A 19,153-nucleotide genomic window follows, 5' to 3' on the forward strand; every position below is an offset into this window, starting at 1 on the left:
ACTAAATGGCATGCAGATGTTCAAGGATAAAACGAAACTTTTCCTGCCGTTTTCTTTTCCCGACAACCAACTGAAAATGCGCAGCGACCTTATCGCACTGGCGCAGATAATCTGTTTCTTGCTGCTTAATCCGCAATATGGCGTCCTGCTGTTGCTGCACCATTGCCTGTTCTTTTTCAAGCCATTTTCGCATATCCATTAACGATAACGCGCGCTGTGTATTACGGTCGCTCATCGCGGAAAAGTAATCACGATTATATTGGTCGATGTGTTGTGAATGGCGATTAAGAGCATCAAGTTGTTGCGCCATTTTTAACATTTCTCGCTGCTGCTTTAACCACGCCAATTCCGTTTTTACCGTCCGATAATGATAAAGCGATAATAACTGGCGCAGCAGCGAAGTTAATATTAATGATTCATCTGCGGCGTTTTCATCCTCTTCGCTATAAAACACCTTGCGGATCCGGTGCATTTGCCACGACCTCACGTAATTGATTTAAGGTTATTTCAGGCGCTCGCGGCGCGCGCAATAATTGTTTGAGAATATTATCCAGTGCCGGTTTAACCGCAACCGCGTAATCGGTAAAGGGATCGCTGCCGGTCTGGTATTCTCCCAGGCGAATTAACATTTCGATATCGGCATAGGCCGTCATTAATTGCCTTATATGTGTGGCAATAGTTTGCTGTTCAGTTCCCGTAATATTATTCATCACCCGGCTCAGACTGGCGGCTACATCAATGGCCGGATAATGCCCCTGATCGGCCAGTTTGCGCGAAAGGATAATATGCCCGTCCACTAAAGAGCGCACTTCGTCGGCAATCGGGTCTTGCATCGAATCTTGTTCAACCAGGACCGAATACAGCGCGGTGATGGTGCCTTGCCGGGTACGCCCACTGCGTTCAACCAGCCGCGAGAGCAAGGTGTAAACCGAAGGAGGAAAACCATTGCGCCCCGGCGGTTCGCCACTGGCAAGCCCGATTTCGCGCTGTGCGCGGGCAAGACGTGTCAGCGAATCAACAATGAGCAATGTGGATTCCCCTTGCTGGCGAAACCCTTCAGCAATGGCGGTGGCAGTAAACGCAGCGCGCACACGCTCCATGCTGCTGCGATCCGAGGTGGCGCACACCAGCACGGTGCGCTGGCGAAGCGCTTCATCAAGCTCCCTGTCCATAAACTCACGCAGCTCGCGCCCGCGTTCACCCGTCAGGCAAAACACGATAGTGTCGCAGGGGATGTTTCGCGCCAGCTCCGCCAGCAGCGTTGTTTTACCGCATCCCGCCCCGGCAAATATCCCCACCCGCTGGCCTGCGCCCAGCGTCAGCAAACCGTCGATACTGCTTAGCCCGGTATAGAGCGGCGCATCAATACACAGGCGATCGGTCGCCAGCGTGGCGTTATGCATGACCGGAACGGCTTGTGCAGTTAAGGTGTCGACGAAAGCGGCGCGACCCTGCCCATCAAGGGCGCGGCCAAACCCATCGAATACGCACCCTTTCAGCGCTGGCGAGACCTGAATACTGTGGGGCAAGCCTAAAGGGTGGACCACTGAACCGGGCTTAATTCCTTCCAGCGTATCCAGCGCGGCAAGAGAAACCTCTTGCGAATCAAAGCCAATCACTTCAGCCATAATCGGGTCGCCCGATGCGCGCGGCAAAAGGCATAAGTCTCCTAACCGCGCGCCCGGAAGATGACACTGCAAAACGATGCCGCTAATCCCTGTCACCGAGCCGATAATGTTTACCGGCTCTGTCTGCTCAAGCTGGCGTTGTGTGGCGTGCTGCCAGCGAGTAAGTTCCTCTTGCCAGCCGTCGCTCACCAGGGCACCTCGAACCGCGTTTCGCCCTGAAAGATCAGCTTTTCTTCGTTAATAGCGAGAAGTTTGATGCCATTAATCTCGTCATTAATAAACACCCGCAGCCCCTGGTCGGTCACGATATAAGGGGATTCACCCTTTACCACAAGGGCAATGCGAAAAGGCAGCGGTGGCGGCGGCTGGACAATATCCACTGAGATTTGCGCAGCACTCTGGTACCGCCGATCAAATTGTTGCAGTAGCGCCTGCGTTTCAGCCTGTAACTTATCATCGCCGACCAGATGCAAAATGATGTCGTCACTGCCGGTTATTTCCAGATCGACACGTTGCCCTAAACCGGCCTGCTGAAGCAGCGAAGCCAACATTTCGCGGGTTTGCGCGGCAGATTCAAGAAACGTTTTCTGCGGTTTCGGCACCGGCGTTGAAATCGCTGTCGGTTGCTCGTCCTTGCCGGAAAAACCGCCCAGCCCGAACGCACTTATCGCGAAGAAAAAACAAACTGCAGCCACGGCTTTATTTAGTCGACGGCGCGGTCTTTCAGCCACAGGCGCGTGCGAACCTGCCTGGCTGTCTGCTTGCGCCGCGGGAGAGCTTTCCGTTTCCCACGGCGTGTCGGACTGCGCCACACATAACCAAATCCCCGCCAGCGAGAATGGCGTACCGGGTTCGAGGTTATCAATGTGTTCGACCCGCCGCCCTTCATTCGTCAGCACTGCGCCTTGCAGGGCTTCCACCTGCCAGCCATTATCCGTCGCTCGCAGCTGGCAATGGTTTTGCGCAATCGCCGCGTCGTATAAAACCATGTCCGCATCGGGCGATGATCCAATTAACCACTGTGTACCGGTTAAAGGTAATAGTGCGCCGCTATTCAGGCCGCTAAGCACTCTCAGTTCATAGAGCACGATACTTTCCCTCAATCTGCTGCATGTTCTGCGGGTTCGTGGGTTTCTGCTTCAAGATCAATTCGCCCCTGGATCTGGACTTTTATCGATGGAATAAGCTCCGAAAAGGCGAGTACCGGAACAGACGTGGACGACTCCCGTAGCAGACCGGCAAGCGGGCCACGCAACTCAGGCTCGACAAGCAGCACGCAAGGTGTCTCTTCATCAGTGGGAAAGCACTGCGCTAAACGGGAAAGTAACGCCTCATGCATCACTGAAGAGAGCGTCATCGGCTGCGCATTCGCCGCGTTTAATGCCTGGCGGAACACCGCTTCCGTGGCGGGCGCCAGTAACCAGCTATTCAGCGTTTCATTTTGGCTGTACTGGTAACAAATCTGCTCTCTCAGCGCGTGGCGAACCTGCTCGGTTAACACCATCAGGTTGGATTCATGGCGGCTATTTTTAATCAATGTCTCGGCAATCAGGCGCAGCGGTCGCAGGGTGACATGTTCAGCGGCCAGCCGCTGCAATACCGCCGAAAACCAGGCGATGGGTAAACATCTTTCGAGTTCATCGGCCAGTTCAGGCTGCTCGCTTCGTAGCCAGTCGGCCAGCGATTTGCTCTCTTGTAAGCCGACAAATTTCCACCCCGTTGACAGAATAGTCCGCTGCATCCTGGCGAGGATCAGATCGCCAGACGTGCGCTTTTCGTTCTCGTACTGAGATAAGCGGTGATCGTCAACATCAAACCATCGCAAGGCTTGCTCTTCGCGCTCTTCAAGCCCGGGCGTACCGTCATCTTCAGCGACCAGCGCGGCATTGACGGCGCATTTGTTTGGGTCATACGTTGCGCGAATAACCGGCACTTCATACACGCAGAAACGAAATTCATCGGGCGCCAGCTGCTCATTACCCTCAAGCTCAAAAGAGGGCAGTGTGAGGCCATATTCAAAAACAGTGTCGTTGCGTAAGGCATACATGCGCTGGAGCAGTTGTTCAAACGCCGGCTGTTGCTGATGCTGTGGGTGAAATTGCATCAGGTAGGGGCGCAGCGGAAAAAAGCGGCGAACATTTTCATAACCCATTAATTCTGCTGAATTATCTTGCTCAGCGCCGACAATCGATGGGTTGGGTTGTCCCGCCATTTCCAGCCTGAGCTTTTCCTGCCGGGTAAGCAGGAAGGCTAACGTCAGGCAGAGCAAACTTAAGGTGGTGAAAAGCATCGCGGGCATGCCTGGCACCACCGCAAACAGCGCCATAATGATGCCGCAATAGATCCAGGCTTTCGGGTGGCGCGTTAACTGCCAGATGATCTCACCGCCAATATTGACGCTGGAAGCCGCATTATCAGAATTGACGCGCGTAATAATAATGCCCGCCGCGAGCGAGATCAGCAGCGCCGGGATCTGCGCCACCAGACCATCACCAATGCTTAAAATCGAGTAGATATGCATGGCGTCGGCGGCGGGCATACCGTGCTGCAAAATGCCGACGGCAAAACCGCCGATTAAGTTAATAAAGACGATGATAATCCCGGAAATGGCGTCACCTTTGACGAATTTCATCGCCCCGTCCATCGCGCCAAAAAGCTGGCTCTCTTTCGTCAGTTGTTCGCGGCGAACTCTCGCGTCTGCCGTATCAATCAGGCCCGAGCGTAAATCGCTATCAATGGCCATCTGCTTACCGGGCATCGCATCCAGATTAAAACGTGCCGACACCTCTGCAACGCGCTCAGCCCCTTTCGTAATGACCAGAAAGTTAACAAGCGTCAGGATCAAAAAGATAACCAACCCCACAGCCAGGTTGCCGCCGGCGACAAAATTACCAAAAGTTTCAACAACATGACCCGCATCATGCTGCAATAAAATCATGCGCGTCGTGGCGACAGATAACGCGAGGCGAAACATGGTTGTCAGCAATAAAACGGCCGGGAACGTCGAAAATGCCAGCGGGTGGGGCATAAATAATGCCTGGATGGCCAGCAACGTGGCAATACAGATATTCAGAGAGAGGGCGGTATCAATAATAAAAACTGGCAGCGGTAAAACCATCATAAAGACAATCGTCATGACAATAACCGCACCAATGAGTTCCGTCTGGTTAACCATTCGAACGGCCAGTTTCGTGAAAAGCATTCTCATGAAAACCACATATTTTCATATTGATCGAATAAGTAATTTTTATTAACCATCGATAATCATCTCAGTATTAGATAACGCGTCAGCAATCGACATTTTTCAAATCAATCAAAAGGCAACACCTTTACATTAGTGTTCTTAACACATGAATCCGCACAAAAGAAAATACCTAAAAACGCATCACGCATTGTTGAGAACGCATTACCTCTCTACCCGTGCACATAAAAACAGATCACTTATCTGAAGGTTCATTTGAAATATTCTGCAAATTGACCAGGCAGATTTTAACTTAATAGCCACTCATAAGTGAACAAGGAATAGATGGATAATATAAAGGGAATTTTTATGGGGAAGTTACCCATCAGTATTAATAATGAATCAAAGTATAAAGGCGCATTCGATATAGATGAGTTAGTCGCAAACACCTCGACCAGACTCAAGAAATTTATCAGCCGTCGGGTTTACAATCAAAGTGATGTCGATGATCTTGTACAAATGACTTACCTTGAAGCATTTCGCAATCAACATAAGTTTATTGGCGCGTCCAGTAAAGAAACCTGGTTATTTGGTATTGCTTCAAATCTGGTGCGAAATCATTTTAAAAAGACATTTAGTAAACCTGAGATGGTGGCACTGGATGATGTCACGTTCTTAATCTCCGATCAGATATTTAACCCTGATTATATAAACGAACATAAAATACAACTTTCTGAAACCATCGCTGTAGTCGAGAGTTTGCCGCTCAAAATGCAAAGCGTCATATACCATATTATGGATTCAGACAATAGCTATAACGACGCCGCCGAGCAATTAGGTATTCCTATTGGAACAATACGTTCTCGACTTTCGCGTGTGAGAAAAATTCTTAAAAGTAATTTAGAAAAAGGGTGATCAATGGATATCAAATTGGATGAGAGGGTTTTAAAACGACTGCCTCGCGGGCTGAGGGTTGCGCAAAAAAGCGATATAGAAGCCATGACCATGATTTTTAATGAGACAGCAAATACCGGCGCTAATTCTCCCGTAACAAGGCTGATCACCGTTAAAGAACTTGGGTTTTATATTGAGCTTTATCAACAAGATAAATTGCCGGTGTATGTGCTGGAACGCGAAGGTGAAATCGTCGCCTGGCTGTCAATCAACCGCTTTAGCTGGGGAACGTTAGCTTGCCGGCAAACCGGGGAAATTGCCTTATATGTCCGCGCGGATCGCTGCGGCAGCGGCCTTGGCGTGCATCTTGGGCTGGCGGCATTGCTGCTTGGCCGTGAATATGGGTTTGAAACCATGGTCGCCTGGATTATGGCTTCTAACCTTGCCAGCCAACGAATTGCTAAATATCTCGGTGGAGAACAATGGGCTTTCTTACCCAGAATTGCCCGTTTCGGTGAACAACGCGCCAGCGTTATGCTTTTTGGTTTCCGGCCTGATCTGCGTCTTTATAAATAAAAAAGGAATAACTGTAATGCTAAAAATGGACTCTGTGCGTAGCCAGTTAGATAGTAAATTCAAACAAGCCAGCAGTGATTTTCAGACCTCTGCAAAAAATATGAACGGCATGTCAATGGGCGACTGGCTCACGTTCCATCAGCAGATGAAAAAATATTCTTCAGCCACCTGGGCTGCTAACCAGGAAGTGACGCTCAATCACAATCTGGCTCGTTCAATTATCAACGATGGCCGATAAACTAACAGGTGGCATGTATGAAATTATACTGGCGTGTCTTTTATTCACCAATTTCGCATTGCGCCAGGCAATATAAAAGATGCGCAACGCTAGCCCTGATATTTTTAACAGTTCTGATACATCAACATGCCGTGGCGGCTGTGCCTGCCATATTAAACAGTGGTGAGTTTTCTTATCAAAATACTCCAGCACCGTTAAATAAAGTGCTGGAGGATTTTGCCCATGCATTTTCGCTACGTTTGGTTATAGACCCAAAGATATCGGCAGAGGTAAAGAATAAACTACGCGCTGCTACGGCCCAGCAATTTATTGAACGTCTGGCGCTTGAATATAACTTACAGTGGTTTATTTTCGAGGATAAATTATACGTCAGCAGTAAAACGGATCAGCAATCTCTCAAAATTAAAGTGTCTGGTGAGTCGATTGACAGCCTTAAAAAGGCGTTAACGGATATAGGTCTGTTGGAAAAACGATTTGGCTGGGGAGAGCTGCCGGAGAGCGCCGAAATATTGGTAAGTGGCCCAACCGAATATGTCAATTTAATAAAAATGTTTGCCGAGCAGCCTGATGCCAGTAAAAACAAAGAGGGCGCTTTCGAAACCATGTTCTTTCCTTTACGTTTCGCAGAAGCGGCCGATATCCGGGTTGAATATCAGAATGAGCTGATCACCATTCCGGGTGTTGGCACAATATTATCGGAGCTATTAGATGCAAAGAAATCCTCACCACAGCTTCAGCGATACAATTACCCAGTTGCGCTCGATGCGGGTGATGGCAAAACCCCGTTTAATAACCGATTAGGCGCTTCGTTTTCAGCCCTGACTGACCGTGTTTCACTGGCGCCCGCACTGCCCGCGTCCAACGATGACAAACCGAAAATCGTGGTCAGCACACGCAGCAATGCCATCCTCATTCAGGACAACCCCGCCAAAAGGGGTGAATATGCGCAGCTCATTGAAAAACTCGATGTGCCACTGAGATCGGTCGCCATCGACACCCTGGTTATCGACGTGGATAACCGCCAGGTACTCAATACCGGCATGCAGGAAAAACGTTTAAGCCGCCGAGGCAGCGTTTACGATGAGGTTATTAACGGCAGCAAATCTGTCCTTAACGCACAGGAGATGAAAAAATTTCAGGATGAAATTCAAAGGATTGTCGAACAAGGCGGCGCGTCGTTAACCGCTCGCCCTTCACTGACAACGATGGAGAATTTTCCGGCAGTCTTTAATTTTAGTAATCAAAATCGACAAGCGACAAAAAATGACCCGTTCTCTACTGCATCCAACGGTGCGGTGCTGCAAATCACGCCTCGTGTTATCACCAGTGACAAACAGCAAGCGCTGCAGATAAAAGTCAATATGTATAACAAAGGGGCAACGCCATCGCCTGAAGATAACAACAAGACGGGCAATCTCAGCACGCTGGTAACGGTCGATGAGGGTGATTCGTTAATTATTGGCGGTTTATCTGTCCATGAAAAAAAGAACACTACCTTCAACTTGCGGGAAAGTGAAAATCGGCAACGGTTTATTATCATTACGCCGAAAATAATTCAAAAAGATGCTAATAAAGAAAAAATCAGGGCGATAAAAACCGCATCAGAATATGGCGGTTCGTTTTCTAAGAAAATGTACAAGCGGATCTTCGATGATATTACCAGACTATTCAGCGGTACTATTTCACCCGGCACATCATCAACTATCGATGATATAACCATTGAGGATGTCTGCGATATTAACTGGCCACTGACCGTTCTGGCTGGAAACGTTAAATCGCTGGCAACGCAGGAATATACTATTTCTTCATCATTAATAAAAAACGCAGGGCAACAGTCCGTTTTATTTCATGATGCCGATTGTGATAACGATGAAAACTTAATGATCATCCCTTACCCCAATGCGCCTATATCACCCGGTGCTTATATCGAAGTTTATATTGCCAGAAAGACCGAAGCACAGAAATAACCTCGTCCGAAGTTCGTGAAGGAGCCCTACAATGAAAATCAACCCATTAACCCCTGCTATTACTAATACACCGGTGGAAAACAAACAAGATCCTGGCATTGAGAAACGGGACCGCCGCGATATTCCCACCGGCTCGTTATATACCGGCCCGCAGAACAATAACGACGACCGCCCTGTTCACCCGGATGCCCGCTCGCTGGTCTTTACTCCCGATCTCCGTGGCGAAGGGTATCCCTCCATTGAGAAACAGATTGCCGGGCAGATGATCCGCCAGCGCGAAGGGCAGACCAGCGAATCCGGCTTTACCGCCTCCTACGGCGCGCCTTACGAGGCGCGAAAATCCCTCCTCGCTTATGGCCTGTCGGCGGCGGGCATTCACGATCCGGCCAGCCTTCCTGATGGCGGGCACACCCAGACGACAGCGCTGCTGGACAAAGTACGCGAGCAGTATGCCGCCTCCCCGCAGACGCACTATGACGCGCAGGGCAACACCCGCACACCTTCCCTGCTGGTGGCGGCGGCGCGGGATTTTTTCGACCAGCAGATCAATACCGGCGCGCAGTACAAAACCAATACCCACGATGATGTTCCCGGTCTGGAAGGCAGGGCGCTGGCGCAGTACAGCGACCGTGACAAGGTGCAGTCACTGCGCCATTTTGCCGGGCAGCCGCTGCGCACCGAACAGAATGAGCCCACCAACACTGAGCGGGTGATGAAGGATATCGGCGCGCTGCTGATGCTCGACGGCATTGCCGCAGAAGCGGGCGCCATGGCGGAGTTTTTTACTGAAAAAGCGGTGGCCACGGAAGGCCGGAGCGCGCTGGCCACGCTGCGCAACACCTCTGAGCAGGCGGCCGCCGGGGAAGCCGGCGCGACAATGGCCGGAGCAACCGGTACCGCAGCGGCGGAGATGGCAATGGCCGGTGAAGCCAGGGCCACCGCCGCCGGAGCCGCTAAAGGGGCACTGGCAGGGGAAACCACGGCGGCAGCGGCCGGGGAAACCGGAACGGCAGCAGTAAACCGGCTGCGTCCTTCGCTGGCGGGTGATATCAGCCAGTACGCGGTAAAAGATGGCGAAGCGCTGCTCAACGAGAGCCGCGCCAGTGCCGGGGGCATTCATCAGGTTAAGGACGCGGCAGGAAATGACCGCTGGCTGCTGCGTTACCGCGATGGAACAGGTGACAGCAAGGTGTACGAAGTGGGACAGGATTTCCGGCCAGGCGAAGGACGGGCGCGGATTATCGACCCGCAGACCCGCCAGCCGGTGCTGACAGTGCAGTCGGGCAACGGCGAATGGCAGCGCAGCGCATTACCCGGCGGGGTCAAACCACGCACCAACACCGAACCGCAAACCAGCGTTGCAGCGAGCGCCGGAGCATCCGGCGGCAGTGCGCTTTCCTCTGCTCGCCAGGAGAGGTTTTCACCAGTCAGCGAAGAGCTTCGTGAACTTTATATGAGGCCTGATGAGGGGCAATACCGGGCCAGAACACCGAAAGAAAAAGCAGCCGATGAAAAAATCCTTCTGGATTTGAATTCGGTAAAAAACAGGCAAGAGTCAGCTATTCTTGCGGAATATATTGAAGGGGGAGATGGGACTTACCGCACGATAAATAACCATCTGCGGCATATTAGTCCTTCAGCCGAAGGGGAGACGCTGGCAACAGAATTAAAAGCAGCTGTATCAAAATTAAAGGATTATGACGCACCGGCATATCGGGCGGCGACTGTTCCCGCTGGTACGTATGGTAATAAAATAAAAGTCAACGATGTGGTGACCGACGCAGGATTTATGTCGGCATCTGCATTACCACAGAATTCAATAAACTGGCTTGAAACCTGGACTGGACAATTTGAAAAGCAATCTACCGACAAAGTGCTTTTCATTTTAGACCAAACCACGCCAAAAAAAATGGCTGCCGGAGGAATGCTCCCGGATCATATTTTAGTTAACCCCAACACGCCTTTAAAAGTTAAAGAGATTCACGCCCTCGAAGGAAATGCATCACGCGATCCCATAACCATTGTCAGATTGAAAGATGCAGAACACCCTTTCAGGCATGATATTAAGAATATTTTTTCCGGAAATATTGAATTACCCGCCGTCGAAGTGCCATTCCTGAAAAAATTAGGTATCCGTCATTAATTTGGCGACCTGAAGTACGACATCTTTTTTATTTGTGCAAAAGAGGTGGTTATGAAAATCGATTCTCTATCCGTTCCTGTATTTCCCCAGCCGATACTTCGCGAGGAAACCTCCGCCAAAAACAAACGTGATATTCCCACCGGCTCGTTATATACCGGCCCGCAAAACAACAATGACGACCGACCTGTTCGCCCGGATGCCCGCTCGCTGGTCTTTACTCCCGATCCCCGTGGAGAAGGGTATCCCTCCCTTGAGAAACAGATTGCCGGGCAGATGATCCGCCAGCGCGAAGGGCAGACCAGCGAATCCGGCTTTACCGCCTCCTACGGCGCGCCTTACGAGGCGCGAAAATCCCTCCTCGCTTATGGCCTGTCGGCGGCGGGCATTCACGATCCGGCCAGCCTGTCCGGGGGCGGGCATACGCAGACGACAGCGCTGCTGGACAAAGTGCGCGAGCAGTATGCAGCCTCCCCGCAGACGCACTATGACGCGCAGGGCAACACCCGCACACTTTCCCTGCTGGTGGCGGCGGCGCGGGATTTTTTCGACCAGCAGATCAATACCGGCGCGCAGTACAAAACCAATACCCACGATGATGTTCCCGGTCTGGAAGGCAGGGCGCTGGCGCAGTACAGCGACCGTGACAAGGTGCAGTCACTGCGCCATTTTGCCGGGCAGCCGCTGCGCACCGAACAGAATGAGCCCACCAACGCTGAGCGGGTGATGAAGGATATCGGCGCGCTGCTGATGCTCGACGGCATTGCCGCAGAAGCGGGCGCCATGGCAGAGTTCTTTACTGAAAAAGCGGTGGCTACGGAAGGCCGGAGCGCGCTGGCCACGCTGCGCAACACCTCTGAGCAGGCGGCCGCCGGGGAAGCCGGCGCGACAATGGCCGGAGCAACCGGTACCGCAGCAGTAAACCGGCTGCGTCCTTCGCTGGCGGGTGATATCAGCCAGTACGCGGTAAAAGATGGCGAAGCGCTGCTCAACGAGAGCCGCGCCAGTGCCGGGGGCATTCATCAGGTTAAGGACGCGGCAGGAAATGACCGCTGGCTGCTACGTTACCGCGATGGAACAGGTGACAGCAAGGTGTACGAAGTCGGGCAGGATTTCCGGCCAGGCGAAGGACGGGCGCGGATTATCGACCCGCAGACCCGCCAGCCGGTGCTGACAGTGCAGTCGGGCAACGGCGAATGGCAGCGCAGCGCATTACCCGGCGGGGTCAACCCGGGTAATGCGCCAGCAGGTAAAATGTATGGCAATCCACGCGCAGACCTTCCCGAGCAGCCACTCGACCTCAGGATCTCCAGGCCAGCATCAACCTCGCGTCCATCGCCGATGGACGTTGATTCACAGCCAGGCCCTTCGACAGCGCGCGACACAGCAGAAACAGAACGCCCTCTTGATCTGAGTATGCCGCGCCGCTTACCGGATAGCCGATCGCCGGAAAACAGCCTGCCACCCACGCCCGGCACGCCTATATTCACACCGGCGAGCAGCCGTGCGCCAACACCTGTTACCCCCTTCTCACCAGCAATGTCAGAAAGCTATTCCGCAACGGGTCTCCCGCGCACACCTGGCGCATCCCTGTTTGGCTCAGAGGGCAGAAGTTCTCCCCTTTCCAGGCCGTTAACACCAGGCGCGGAAAGTGAGTCATCGGCCGTCGAATTGCGATCGGGAAACAGTTCAAGGAGTAGCACCCCATCATCTGTCGCCACATCCGGCGCCGGGCACACGCCTTACGCCGACGATGCGATTAATTTCAACCCCTGGGCAGATAACGTTCAGTTGCCACCTGGAAGCTATCTGAACGATCGTGGCTACATTGAGAGAAGGGATTTTAATAAATTGTACCGCGTTGAGCAGGCAGATCGGGTCGACCGACGTGGCGATCCACAGAACGTTGGCTTCAGGGACGGCAATTACTTTGCCGGTGTAGAGAAGATGATGTCCGGGCCGGTGGTATTCGTTGCGAGAACCCGTGAGGGCGCAGAACGTTTTGGCCGTGGCGAGCTGATAAACGGTTTTCATCTGTATGAAATTGATGCGCAGGGCATACCCGGCGTCTCACTTCGGGAAAATATTGAACACAATGAGCAATATATGGAGCTGGTAAACACCATGCAGCCCGGGTATGTCGCCGGCCTGCGCAGCGTCAATCAGCTGGAAAGATTTGGCGATTACGCCTGGTCATTCGATGAGGTTCATCTGGCCAATGACCAGGTGACGCCGGATAAAATAACCAAAATCTATTAACGCCCGCAAAATAAACGGAGCTATTACCGCCGCGTAATGGCTCCGCAATGACTTTATTCTCCTCCTTCGGTTTCATTTTCCCCGCTGGCGTTCACCGCGCTTTCCGTGATGGCAGAAAGAAAAGTGTCGGTTAATGTCTGCCAGCCGATCGTATATTTCCCGTGAGGGCTTTTCAGACACAATTCGTCTTTGGCCTGCTGAGGATCACTCACCAGCGTCCAGGGCGTATCGCCTTGCGCGCCTAAAAATTGTTCGACCTGTTCATATTGTCGCGGATTAACGATTAGCATTGCCGCATGGTTAGCGTCAGGATGCTTTTGCAACTGTTTGAAAAGTGCGTGTATACGTGCTTTGGCGGGCTCTTTGGCAAGAGCAAGGCGCAGCGCCTGGGTAAGCAACTGTTTTGCGCACTCGACCGTCTGCTTACGCATCTCTTCCCGCTCTTTTTGCCAGTCATCCAGTAATACCTGTGCCTGTTTCCATAGCGTCTTCGACACCTCTTCATACGCCTGATCGCGAATTCGCTCTGCCGCTAATTGCGCATGTTTTATCGTCTCGCTGGCGCGCAGATTGGCAATGTCGCACGCCTGTTGCGCGACAAAAAAATTCGCTATCTCTTCCCTACGCAGCACCGGTTGTTGCACAAGAGAAGCCCCGGCGAGCAGATTAATTTTATGCATCGTTAACATGGCCGTTTTCCCGTTGGCGTTCGCGCTGCATCCAGGCGATAACCGCCATCCACAGCGTGGAGATCTTATGCGCTGTGATAGTGATGGCTGGCTGGCGCTCGACCTCTTCGACTTTTTCTTTCGGCAGAGAAAAACGCATTCGCGACCAGACCGGCTCACCCACCCAGCCACGAAGCAGGATGATTGCGGTAATTTCCGGATCAGGAGAGAGAGGTGGTGTCCACAGCCCAGGTTTTAACCCCATAGCCAACCGGCGGCACCATTGCAAAGCACCTGAAGACATAAAACGATAGGCCGATTGTGGATGATCCACGCAGACACAAAAAAGGACTTCAAATAATAAAACGCGCTGGTGTTGTAATAGCTCAATGACGTTAATAAACGCCTCTGTTGGCTCAGGAATTGCCGTAGGTTTGACGCCAAAAAGGCTATCGATCCAGTGTCTTTGATGTGCTTCAGCATGAGTGATAACCGCGTGGATAATGTGCAACTCTTCCGGCAACGGCCAACTGTGATGACGTTTATGGCGCCAGCCATCGCGCCACCAGTGAATCCATCGCAGCATGAAAATCCCTTTAATAAAATTGGTTTTATTTTTTCTGTATAAAGAAATAAAACGATGCAAGTAAACAGAGACAACCGAGAAAATACAATATCATGGTATTTGGTTTTTTATCTTCCGGCGCAACACCCTGCGCTTTATATTCCGCCGTGGGGATAAAAGAAATAGAGAGCTTTTTATCATCGGCATTAACCATTCCCGGAATACTGCTGAGCGCCATGCGCCTAATAACAGGCTGCAATTTTTCCACATCAATATCCCGATTATATTTAATAAATACCGCAGCGGATGCGGGTTGTATTGGCTCGCCCGCTGAGATACGTTCCGGCAGGACAATATGCACCCTTGCCATAATGACGCCATCTATTTGCGATAACGTAAACTCAAGTTCCTGAGATAGGGCATAAATATAACGAACACGTTCTTCAAGCGGTGATGAAATCATACCTTCCTTACGAAAAACATCTCCCAGGCTAACATAGCTCTGGGAGGGCAATCCTGCGGAATGTAATATTTTCACAGCTTCAGGAAGATCGGACATAGCTATCGAAACGGAATAACCTGTTTTATCCGACTGCTTCGCGGCTTCAATACCTTTGTCCTTGAGTTCTGCAACGATGGCGTTAGCCGCTGGCTCAGCAAGCCCCTGATATAACGCCAGTTCACCCTGACACCCGGAGAGGAAGATGACGAGGAATAACAGGGTGATGGCGTTAATTGCTCTTATTAACATAATGGGTTTTTATCGTTATTGGAGGTTTGTCATTCGCTCCACGCTGTTGGTCATTTTACTGATCATTTTCGAGACAAACTGATTATTTAAATAATAGTTTGACATCGAACGGTTGGCTTTCAGCACATCATAAGGATCATTGCTACCGGAAGCCGATTTTAAATCCCGTCCCGCCTGTCTGGAGAGTTTTTCTAACATATCAGATAACTGGCGCAGGATAGATTTCGTATCGGTATTACAATCATTGCGGTCATTTCCTGGCCGATGGTGATTATTTGAACCGGAGCAGTTATTCCCGTTATTGCCAGGTCGATTGCAACTATTCCAGTTATTATCAGGGCGGTTGCAACCATCCCAGTTATTATTTGGTTTATGACAGTTGTTGTTGGGTTTATTGCAGTTATTCCAGTCGTTGTTTGGCTTGTTGCAATGATTCCAGTCATTATTGGGTTTATTACAGTTTTTGCCATCGTCTGGTTTACAGCAGGTATTATTATTTTCAGGTGGTTTAGGGGTGGAACCGCAGCGCGTTAACACGTTGTTGGTGTTGTTGTTATTTTGCTGAAAAACAACCTGTGGGTTGCTTACCATATTTAAAGCTGCTCTGGTAATAAAACACATAAAATACTCCTTTATCGCACAGTGTTATTTTATTGATGCCATTCAATATTGAATGGCTTTACCCGCCTGTTGCATTGAGTTTTGCGCTTTCGTTGATGAATCGATGAACGAACTGGTAATACCGTTAATGGTATCGGTGATCATTTTGGCTGACTGCGCCTGGGCGTTCATCATGGTTGTTGCGGCGGAAACCATATCCAGTTGTCCCATGGAAGCTAAAGACGCTCCCATTGAAGCTCCTCCGGCCATAACGTTTTCTCCTTATTGATGAGTAGTGACTTGGGGTTGCTACGATTTATTGGTGGCGCTTTTTTATAAAACTGTTCACTTTTCGCGGGACGTTTTTAACTGTTTAGCGCGCCGTTTGCGCGGGTCTGGTTAGCTGGCTTCCATTACGTTCATCATGTTACATTTTGGTGACATTCCACCCATGTGTGCCGCTATGACCCTCTCTGTGTTTTTCATTCTGTTGTTCGCCGCGCTGCTGCATGCCAGCTGGAACGCGATAGTAAAAGCGGGCAGCGATAAGCTCTATTCGGCCATTGCTGTCAGTGGTTCCGCGGCATTAATCGCACTGGTTTTGCTGCCTTTTTCTCCGCAGCCAACGCTTGCCAGCGCACCTTATCTCATTGCCAGCTGCGTCTTGCAGGTGATCTACACGGTGCTGGTCGCCAAAACCTATCAGGTGGCGGATATGAGCCAGACCTACCCGCTGATGCGCGGTACCGCGCCGCTGCTGGTGGCGATAATCAGCGTGCTGTGGCTTGGCGATTCCCTCTCAAGCGTGGCATGGGGCGGAATTGCGGTGATCTGCCTGTCGATTCTCGGCATGGCGTTCAATGGCCGCAGCCAGTCGCGTAAAGGCATCTGGCTGGCGTTACTCAACTCCTGCTTTATCGCCGGTTACACGCTGGTAGATGGCACTGGTGTGCGCCTCGCCGGTTCGGCGCTCGGCTACACGCTGTGGACATTCTTTATGAACGGCTTCTGCCTGCTGCTGTGGGCAATGCTGGCGCGCCGACAAGAAGTGACGCGTTATCTGGCGGCAAACTGGAAAAAGGGATTGCCCGGCGGTATCGGCACGATGGGCTCCTATGGGCTGGCATTGTGGGCCATGACCCAAGCGCCGCTGGCGGTAGTGGCGGCACTGCGCGAAACCTCGATTCTCTTCGGCGCGCTGCTGGCTTTTTTGTTGCTGAATGAGAAAGTCGCCGGACTGCGAATCATCGCTGCCTGCGGTATTGCCGTCGGGGCAATTTTACTGCGTCTTTCATAAGACAAACTGGCAACAAAAGTTGCCGAAAATCGTTTACAAAACCTGCCTGGCGCAGCATCGCCTTTGCTGTGCCGCATAGTGGTTCTGTCATCTGACTGTGATAGATTCCTCCCGCATTAAGGCTTAATTGCAGCCATATATTCTTTAATTCCTCAATTTTTTAAAGTAATCATCGAGATGAAAAGGCAAAGAAACGTCAATTTGCTGTTGATGCTGGTGCTTCTGGTCGCCGTCGGACAAATGGCGCAAACCATTTATATTCCGGCTATTGCCGATATGGCGCGCGATCTTAATGTGCGTGAAGGCGCGGTGCAGAGCGTCATGGCCGCCTATTTGCTGACCTATGGCGTCTCGCAGCTATTTTATGGCCCACTGGCGGACAGAATTGGTCGCCGGCCGGTGATCCTCGCCGGGATGACCATTTTTATGCTGGCGACGCTGATTGCTATCTCCACGCACAGCCTGACGGTGCTCATTCTGGCCAGCGCCTTGCAAGGCATTGGTACCGGCGTCGGCGGCGTGATGGCGCGAACCCTGCCGCGTGATCTTTACGCCGGTACGGAGCTGCGCCACGCCAACAGCCTTCTGAATATGGGGATTCTGGTCAGCCCGTTACTGGCTCCGCTGATTGGCGGCGTGCTGAACACGCTAGTGAACTGGCGCGCCTGTTTTATCTTTCTGCTGGCACTCTGCGCGTTTGTCACCTACAGCATGGCGCGCTGGATGCCGGAAACCCGCCCAACGGACGCGCCGCGTATCCGGCTTATCGCCAGCTATAAAACGCTATTCGGTAGCGGCGCGTTTAACTGCTATCTGCTGATGTTGATTGGCGGTCTGGCGGGAATTGCGGTGTTTGAAGCTTGTTCCGGCGTGCTGATGGGCGGTGTTCTTGGCCTCAACAGCATGACGGTCAGCGTGCTGTTTATCCTGCCGATTCCGGCGGCGTTTTTCGGCGCATGGTTTGCCGGGCGGCAGAATAAGCGCTTCACCACGCTGATGTGGCAGTCGGTAATTAGCTGCCTGGCGGCCGGTATTCTGATGTGGATCCCCGGTTTGCTGGGCGTAATGAATATCTGGACGCTGGTGGTTCCCGCTGCGCTGTTCTTCTTCGGTGCCGGGATGTTGTTCCCGCTGGCAACCAGCGGTGCGATGGAGCCGTTCCCGTTTCTCGCCGGAACGGCGGGGGCGCTGGTCGGTGGGCTACAGAATATCGGCTCCGGCGGACTGGCGTGGCTTTCGTCACAGCTGCCGCAGACCAGCCAGTTTAGCCTTGGGATGCTGATGACGCTGGCCGGGCTTTTGATCCTGCTGTGCTGGCTGCCGCTGGCGTCGCGTTTTGCTCGCCACGAACCGGCGATTTAACCTCATGATGGCCCGGCTTCGCGTCGGGCTTGCAGCAATCTGGCGCTATCATCACCTTCAGTAATGGCTCCGGTGCGGGTCGCCATGCGCCCTCTTCACCGTCATAAAATTGCGTATCAGTGTTAATCGCGTAAGGGATTTTCACCTTGTTCAGCTCGCAAGCCATAAAACGAGCAAACGCCAGCTGCGACTCGGTTGGCGCGCTTTTCATTGACTCGCCGACGGCCCAACCGCCAACCCAACTGGTATGGCCCGTTTTCTGCTGCCAGCGTACAGCGGTGTTGATACGTGCGCGAATGGCGGCTTTCTCCGCCGCCGTGCCGGATGTCCACGGGTATTTGCCGTTCGCTTTTAGCGGTCCCCAGGGAAAGATGTGCCATTCGGCGAGCAGGAAGTTCTGGCTATGCGGTGGCAGCCTCAGCGAGGGCAGATCTTCAGGAGCGGCGCGCATTCGCGGCGCGATAAAAATCATGCGCTGCGGATCGATATCATGCAGCGTTCTGACAACGTTTTCATAGGCGCGATTTAACGCAGAAAGGTCGTGGTTAAGTTTATCGGCCGGTTCATAAATCACATCAAAACCGAGCGTCGGGTGCTCAGTGCCAAAAAAGGTGCCGACTGTTTTCCACCACACCACCAGTTGCGCTTCATTTTTGGCGTCGGGATCGGCTTTAAAGCTATCCGCCTGGTAAGCAATAATCGGAATTACGCCATACGCTTCGCAGGCTTCCACCAGTTTTCGCAAATGGATCAGACGCGCTTCGGTCATGTTATCGGCAACGCGAATACGCACATGGCGAATGCCCGCCTCGTAGAAATCACGCACCACCAGCGGGTCAAACTCACGAATTCCCCGGTCGGTACGCGCCCAGTCGACATCCATCCCCACACCCAACTGCTGCGCGTAATGCGCCGCTGTCAGCGGAGTATCAGCGGCAAACGCAGAGGTTCCCGCCAGCAGCATAGCAACAGCAATCAGTGGCTTTAACACAGTTAACCTTGTGAAAATTGGGGGCGAATACATGTA

General features: G+C 52.0%; 18 protein-coding genes. 8 read left to right on the top strand and 10 right to left on the bottom strand.

Going from position 1 to position 19,153, the window contains the following annotated elements; genetic code table 11:
• Position 1: 1 nt before the first annotated feature.
• From ACFX4U_RS08650 to sctV, 4 genes are read right to left on the bottom strand one after another with little or no spacing between them, the layout of a single operon-like run.
• On the bottom strand, positions 2-454 hold the full coding sequence (locus ACFX4U_RS08650) for a hypothetical protein (RefSeq protein ID WP_313508166.1): 453 nt from the start codon (positions 452-454) through the stop codon (positions 2-4).
• A complete protein-coding gene (locus tag ACFX4U_RS08655) occupies positions 444-1,820 on the bottom strand; it encodes a FliI/YscN family ATPase (RefSeq protein WP_380217978.1) in 1,377 nt (458 codons plus the stop codon). The genes ACFX4U_RS08650 and ACFX4U_RS08655 overlap by 11 nt, the downstream gene beginning before the upstream one ends.
• Positions 1,814-2,716: an FHA domain-containing protein gene (locus tag ACFX4U_RS08660; protein ID WP_380217895.1), complete on the bottom strand. Its 903-nt coding sequence runs from the start codon at positions 2,714-2,716 to the stop codon at positions 1,814-1,816. Before ACFX4U_RS08660 ends, ACFX4U_RS08655 begins: the two co-directional genes overlap by 7 nt.
• A gap of 11 nt (positions 2,717-2,727) precedes the next feature.
• Complete coding sequence (gene sctV / locus ACFX4U_RS08665; protein WP_313508169.1) at positions 2,728-4,836, bottom strand: type III secretion system export apparatus subunit SctV; 2,109 nt, start codon at positions 4,834-4,836, stop codon at positions 2,728-2,730.
• Between the two features lie 318 nt (positions 4,837-5,154).
• Between sctV and ACFX4U_RS08670 the strand changes: the two genes are divergently transcribed.
• Genes ACFX4U_RS08670 through ACFX4U_RS08695 form a run of 6 tightly spaced genes read left to right on the top strand, consistent with a single transcriptional unit; the run spans position 5,155 to position 12,883 of the window.
• Positions 5,155-5,724, top strand: a complete 570-nt coding sequence (locus ACFX4U_RS08670; RefSeq protein ID WP_305734630.1) for an RNA polymerase sigma factor — start codon at positions 5,155-5,157, stop codon at positions 5,722-5,724.
• Positions 5,725-5,727: 3 nt separating this feature from the next.
• Positions 5,728-6,279: a GNAT family N-acetyltransferase gene (locus ACFX4U_RS08675; protein ID WP_305734629.1), complete on the top strand. Its 552-nt coding sequence runs from the start codon at positions 5,728-5,730 to the stop codon at positions 6,277-6,279.
• Positions 6,280-6,295: 16 nt separating this feature from the next.
• Positions 6,296-6,517 carry a hypothetical protein gene (locus tag ACFX4U_RS08680; RefSeq protein ID WP_313508170.1) on the top strand — a complete coding sequence of 74 codons (222 nt, stop codon included), beginning with the start codon at positions 6,296-6,298 and terminating at the stop codon, positions 6,515-6,517.
• Positions 6,518-6,534: 17 nt separating this feature from the next.
• Positions 6,535-8,484 (top strand): secretin N-terminal domain-containing protein, encoded by a 1,950-nt coding sequence (locus ACFX4U_RS08685; RefSeq protein ID WP_313508171.1) that lies wholly within the window; start codon positions 6,535-6,537, stop codon positions 8,482-8,484.
• A 31-nt stretch (positions 8,485-8,515) separates the two neighbouring features.
• Positions 8,516-10,627 carry a hypothetical protein gene (locus tag ACFX4U_RS08690; protein ID WP_349350379.1) on the top strand — a complete coding sequence of 704 codons (2,112 nt, stop codon included), beginning with the start codon at positions 8,516-8,518 and terminating at the stop codon, positions 10,625-10,627.
• A 51-nt stretch (positions 10,628-10,678) separates the two neighbouring features.
• Positions 10,679-12,883, top strand: a complete 2,205-nt coding sequence (locus ACFX4U_RS08695; RefSeq protein WP_380217890.1) for a hypothetical protein — start codon at positions 10,679-10,681, stop codon at positions 12,881-12,883.
• Between the two features lie 53 nt (positions 12,884-12,936).
• Here the strand turns inward: ACFX4U_RS08695 and ACFX4U_RS08700 are convergent, their stop codons facing one another.
• Genes ACFX4U_RS08700 through ACFX4U_RS08720 form a run of 5 tightly spaced genes read right to left on the bottom strand, consistent with a single transcriptional unit; the run spans position 12,937 to position 15,719 of the window.
• Positions 12,937-13,572 (bottom strand): HrpE/YscL family type III secretion apparatus protein, encoded by a 636-nt coding sequence (locus ACFX4U_RS08700; RefSeq protein ID WP_313509685.1) that lies wholly within the window; start codon positions 13,570-13,572, stop codon positions 12,937-12,939.
• Positions 13,556-14,137 (bottom strand): hypothetical protein, encoded by a 582-nt coding sequence (locus ACFX4U_RS08705; RefSeq protein WP_380217888.1) that lies wholly within the window; start codon positions 14,135-14,137, stop codon positions 13,556-13,558. Before ACFX4U_RS08705 ends, ACFX4U_RS08700 begins: the two co-directional genes overlap by 17 nt.
• Before the next feature lie 25 nt (positions 14,138-14,162).
• Positions 14,163-14,867: a type III secretion system inner membrane ring lipoprotein SctJ gene (sctJ, locus tag ACFX4U_RS08710; protein WP_313509690.1), complete on the bottom strand. Its 705-nt coding sequence runs from the start codon at positions 14,865-14,867 to the stop codon at positions 14,163-14,165.
• A 15-nt stretch (positions 14,868-14,882) separates the two neighbouring features.
• On the bottom strand, positions 14,883-15,488 hold the full coding sequence (locus ACFX4U_RS08715; protein ID WP_313509692.1) for an EscI/YscI/HrpB family type III secretion system inner rod protein: 606 nt from the start codon (positions 15,486-15,488) through the stop codon (positions 14,883-14,885).
• Between the two features lie 42 nt (positions 15,489-15,530).
• Positions 15,531-15,719 (bottom strand): ATP-dependent helicase HrpA, encoded by a 189-nt coding sequence (locus ACFX4U_RS08720; RefSeq protein ID WP_200551124.1) that lies wholly within the window; start codon positions 15,717-15,719, stop codon positions 15,531-15,533.
• 211 nt (positions 15,720-15,930) lie between these two features.
• On the opposite strand from ACFX4U_RS08720, the gene ACFX4U_RS08725 reads away from it, so the two are divergent.
• Positions 15,931-16,764 carry a DMT family transporter gene (locus ACFX4U_RS08725; RefSeq protein WP_313509695.1) on the top strand — a complete coding sequence of 278 codons (834 nt, stop codon included), beginning with the start codon at positions 15,931-15,933 and terminating at the stop codon, positions 16,762-16,764.
• A 177-nt stretch (positions 16,765-16,941) separates the two neighbouring features.
• Positions 16,942-18,126 (top strand): multidrug efflux MFS transporter EmrD, encoded by a 1,185-nt coding sequence (gene emrD, locus ACFX4U_RS08730; protein WP_313509697.1) that lies wholly within the window; start codon positions 16,942-16,944, stop codon positions 18,124-18,126.
• Here the strand turns inward: emrD and ACFX4U_RS08735 are convergent.
• Positions 18,029-19,117, bottom strand: coding sequence for a cellulase family glycosylhydrolase (locus tag ACFX4U_RS08735; protein WP_313509699.1), 1,089 nt, complete (start codon positions 19,115-19,117; stop codon positions 18,029-18,031). The genes emrD and ACFX4U_RS08735 overlap by 98 nt on opposite strands.
• Positions 19,118-19,153 lie beyond the last annotated feature (36 nt).

Source organism: Kosakonia sp. YIM B13588, assembly GCF_042788165.1.
Taxonomy (GTDB): domain Bacteria; phylum Pseudomonadota; class Gammaproteobacteria; order Enterobacterales; family Enterobacteriaceae; genus Kosakonia; species Kosakonia sacchari.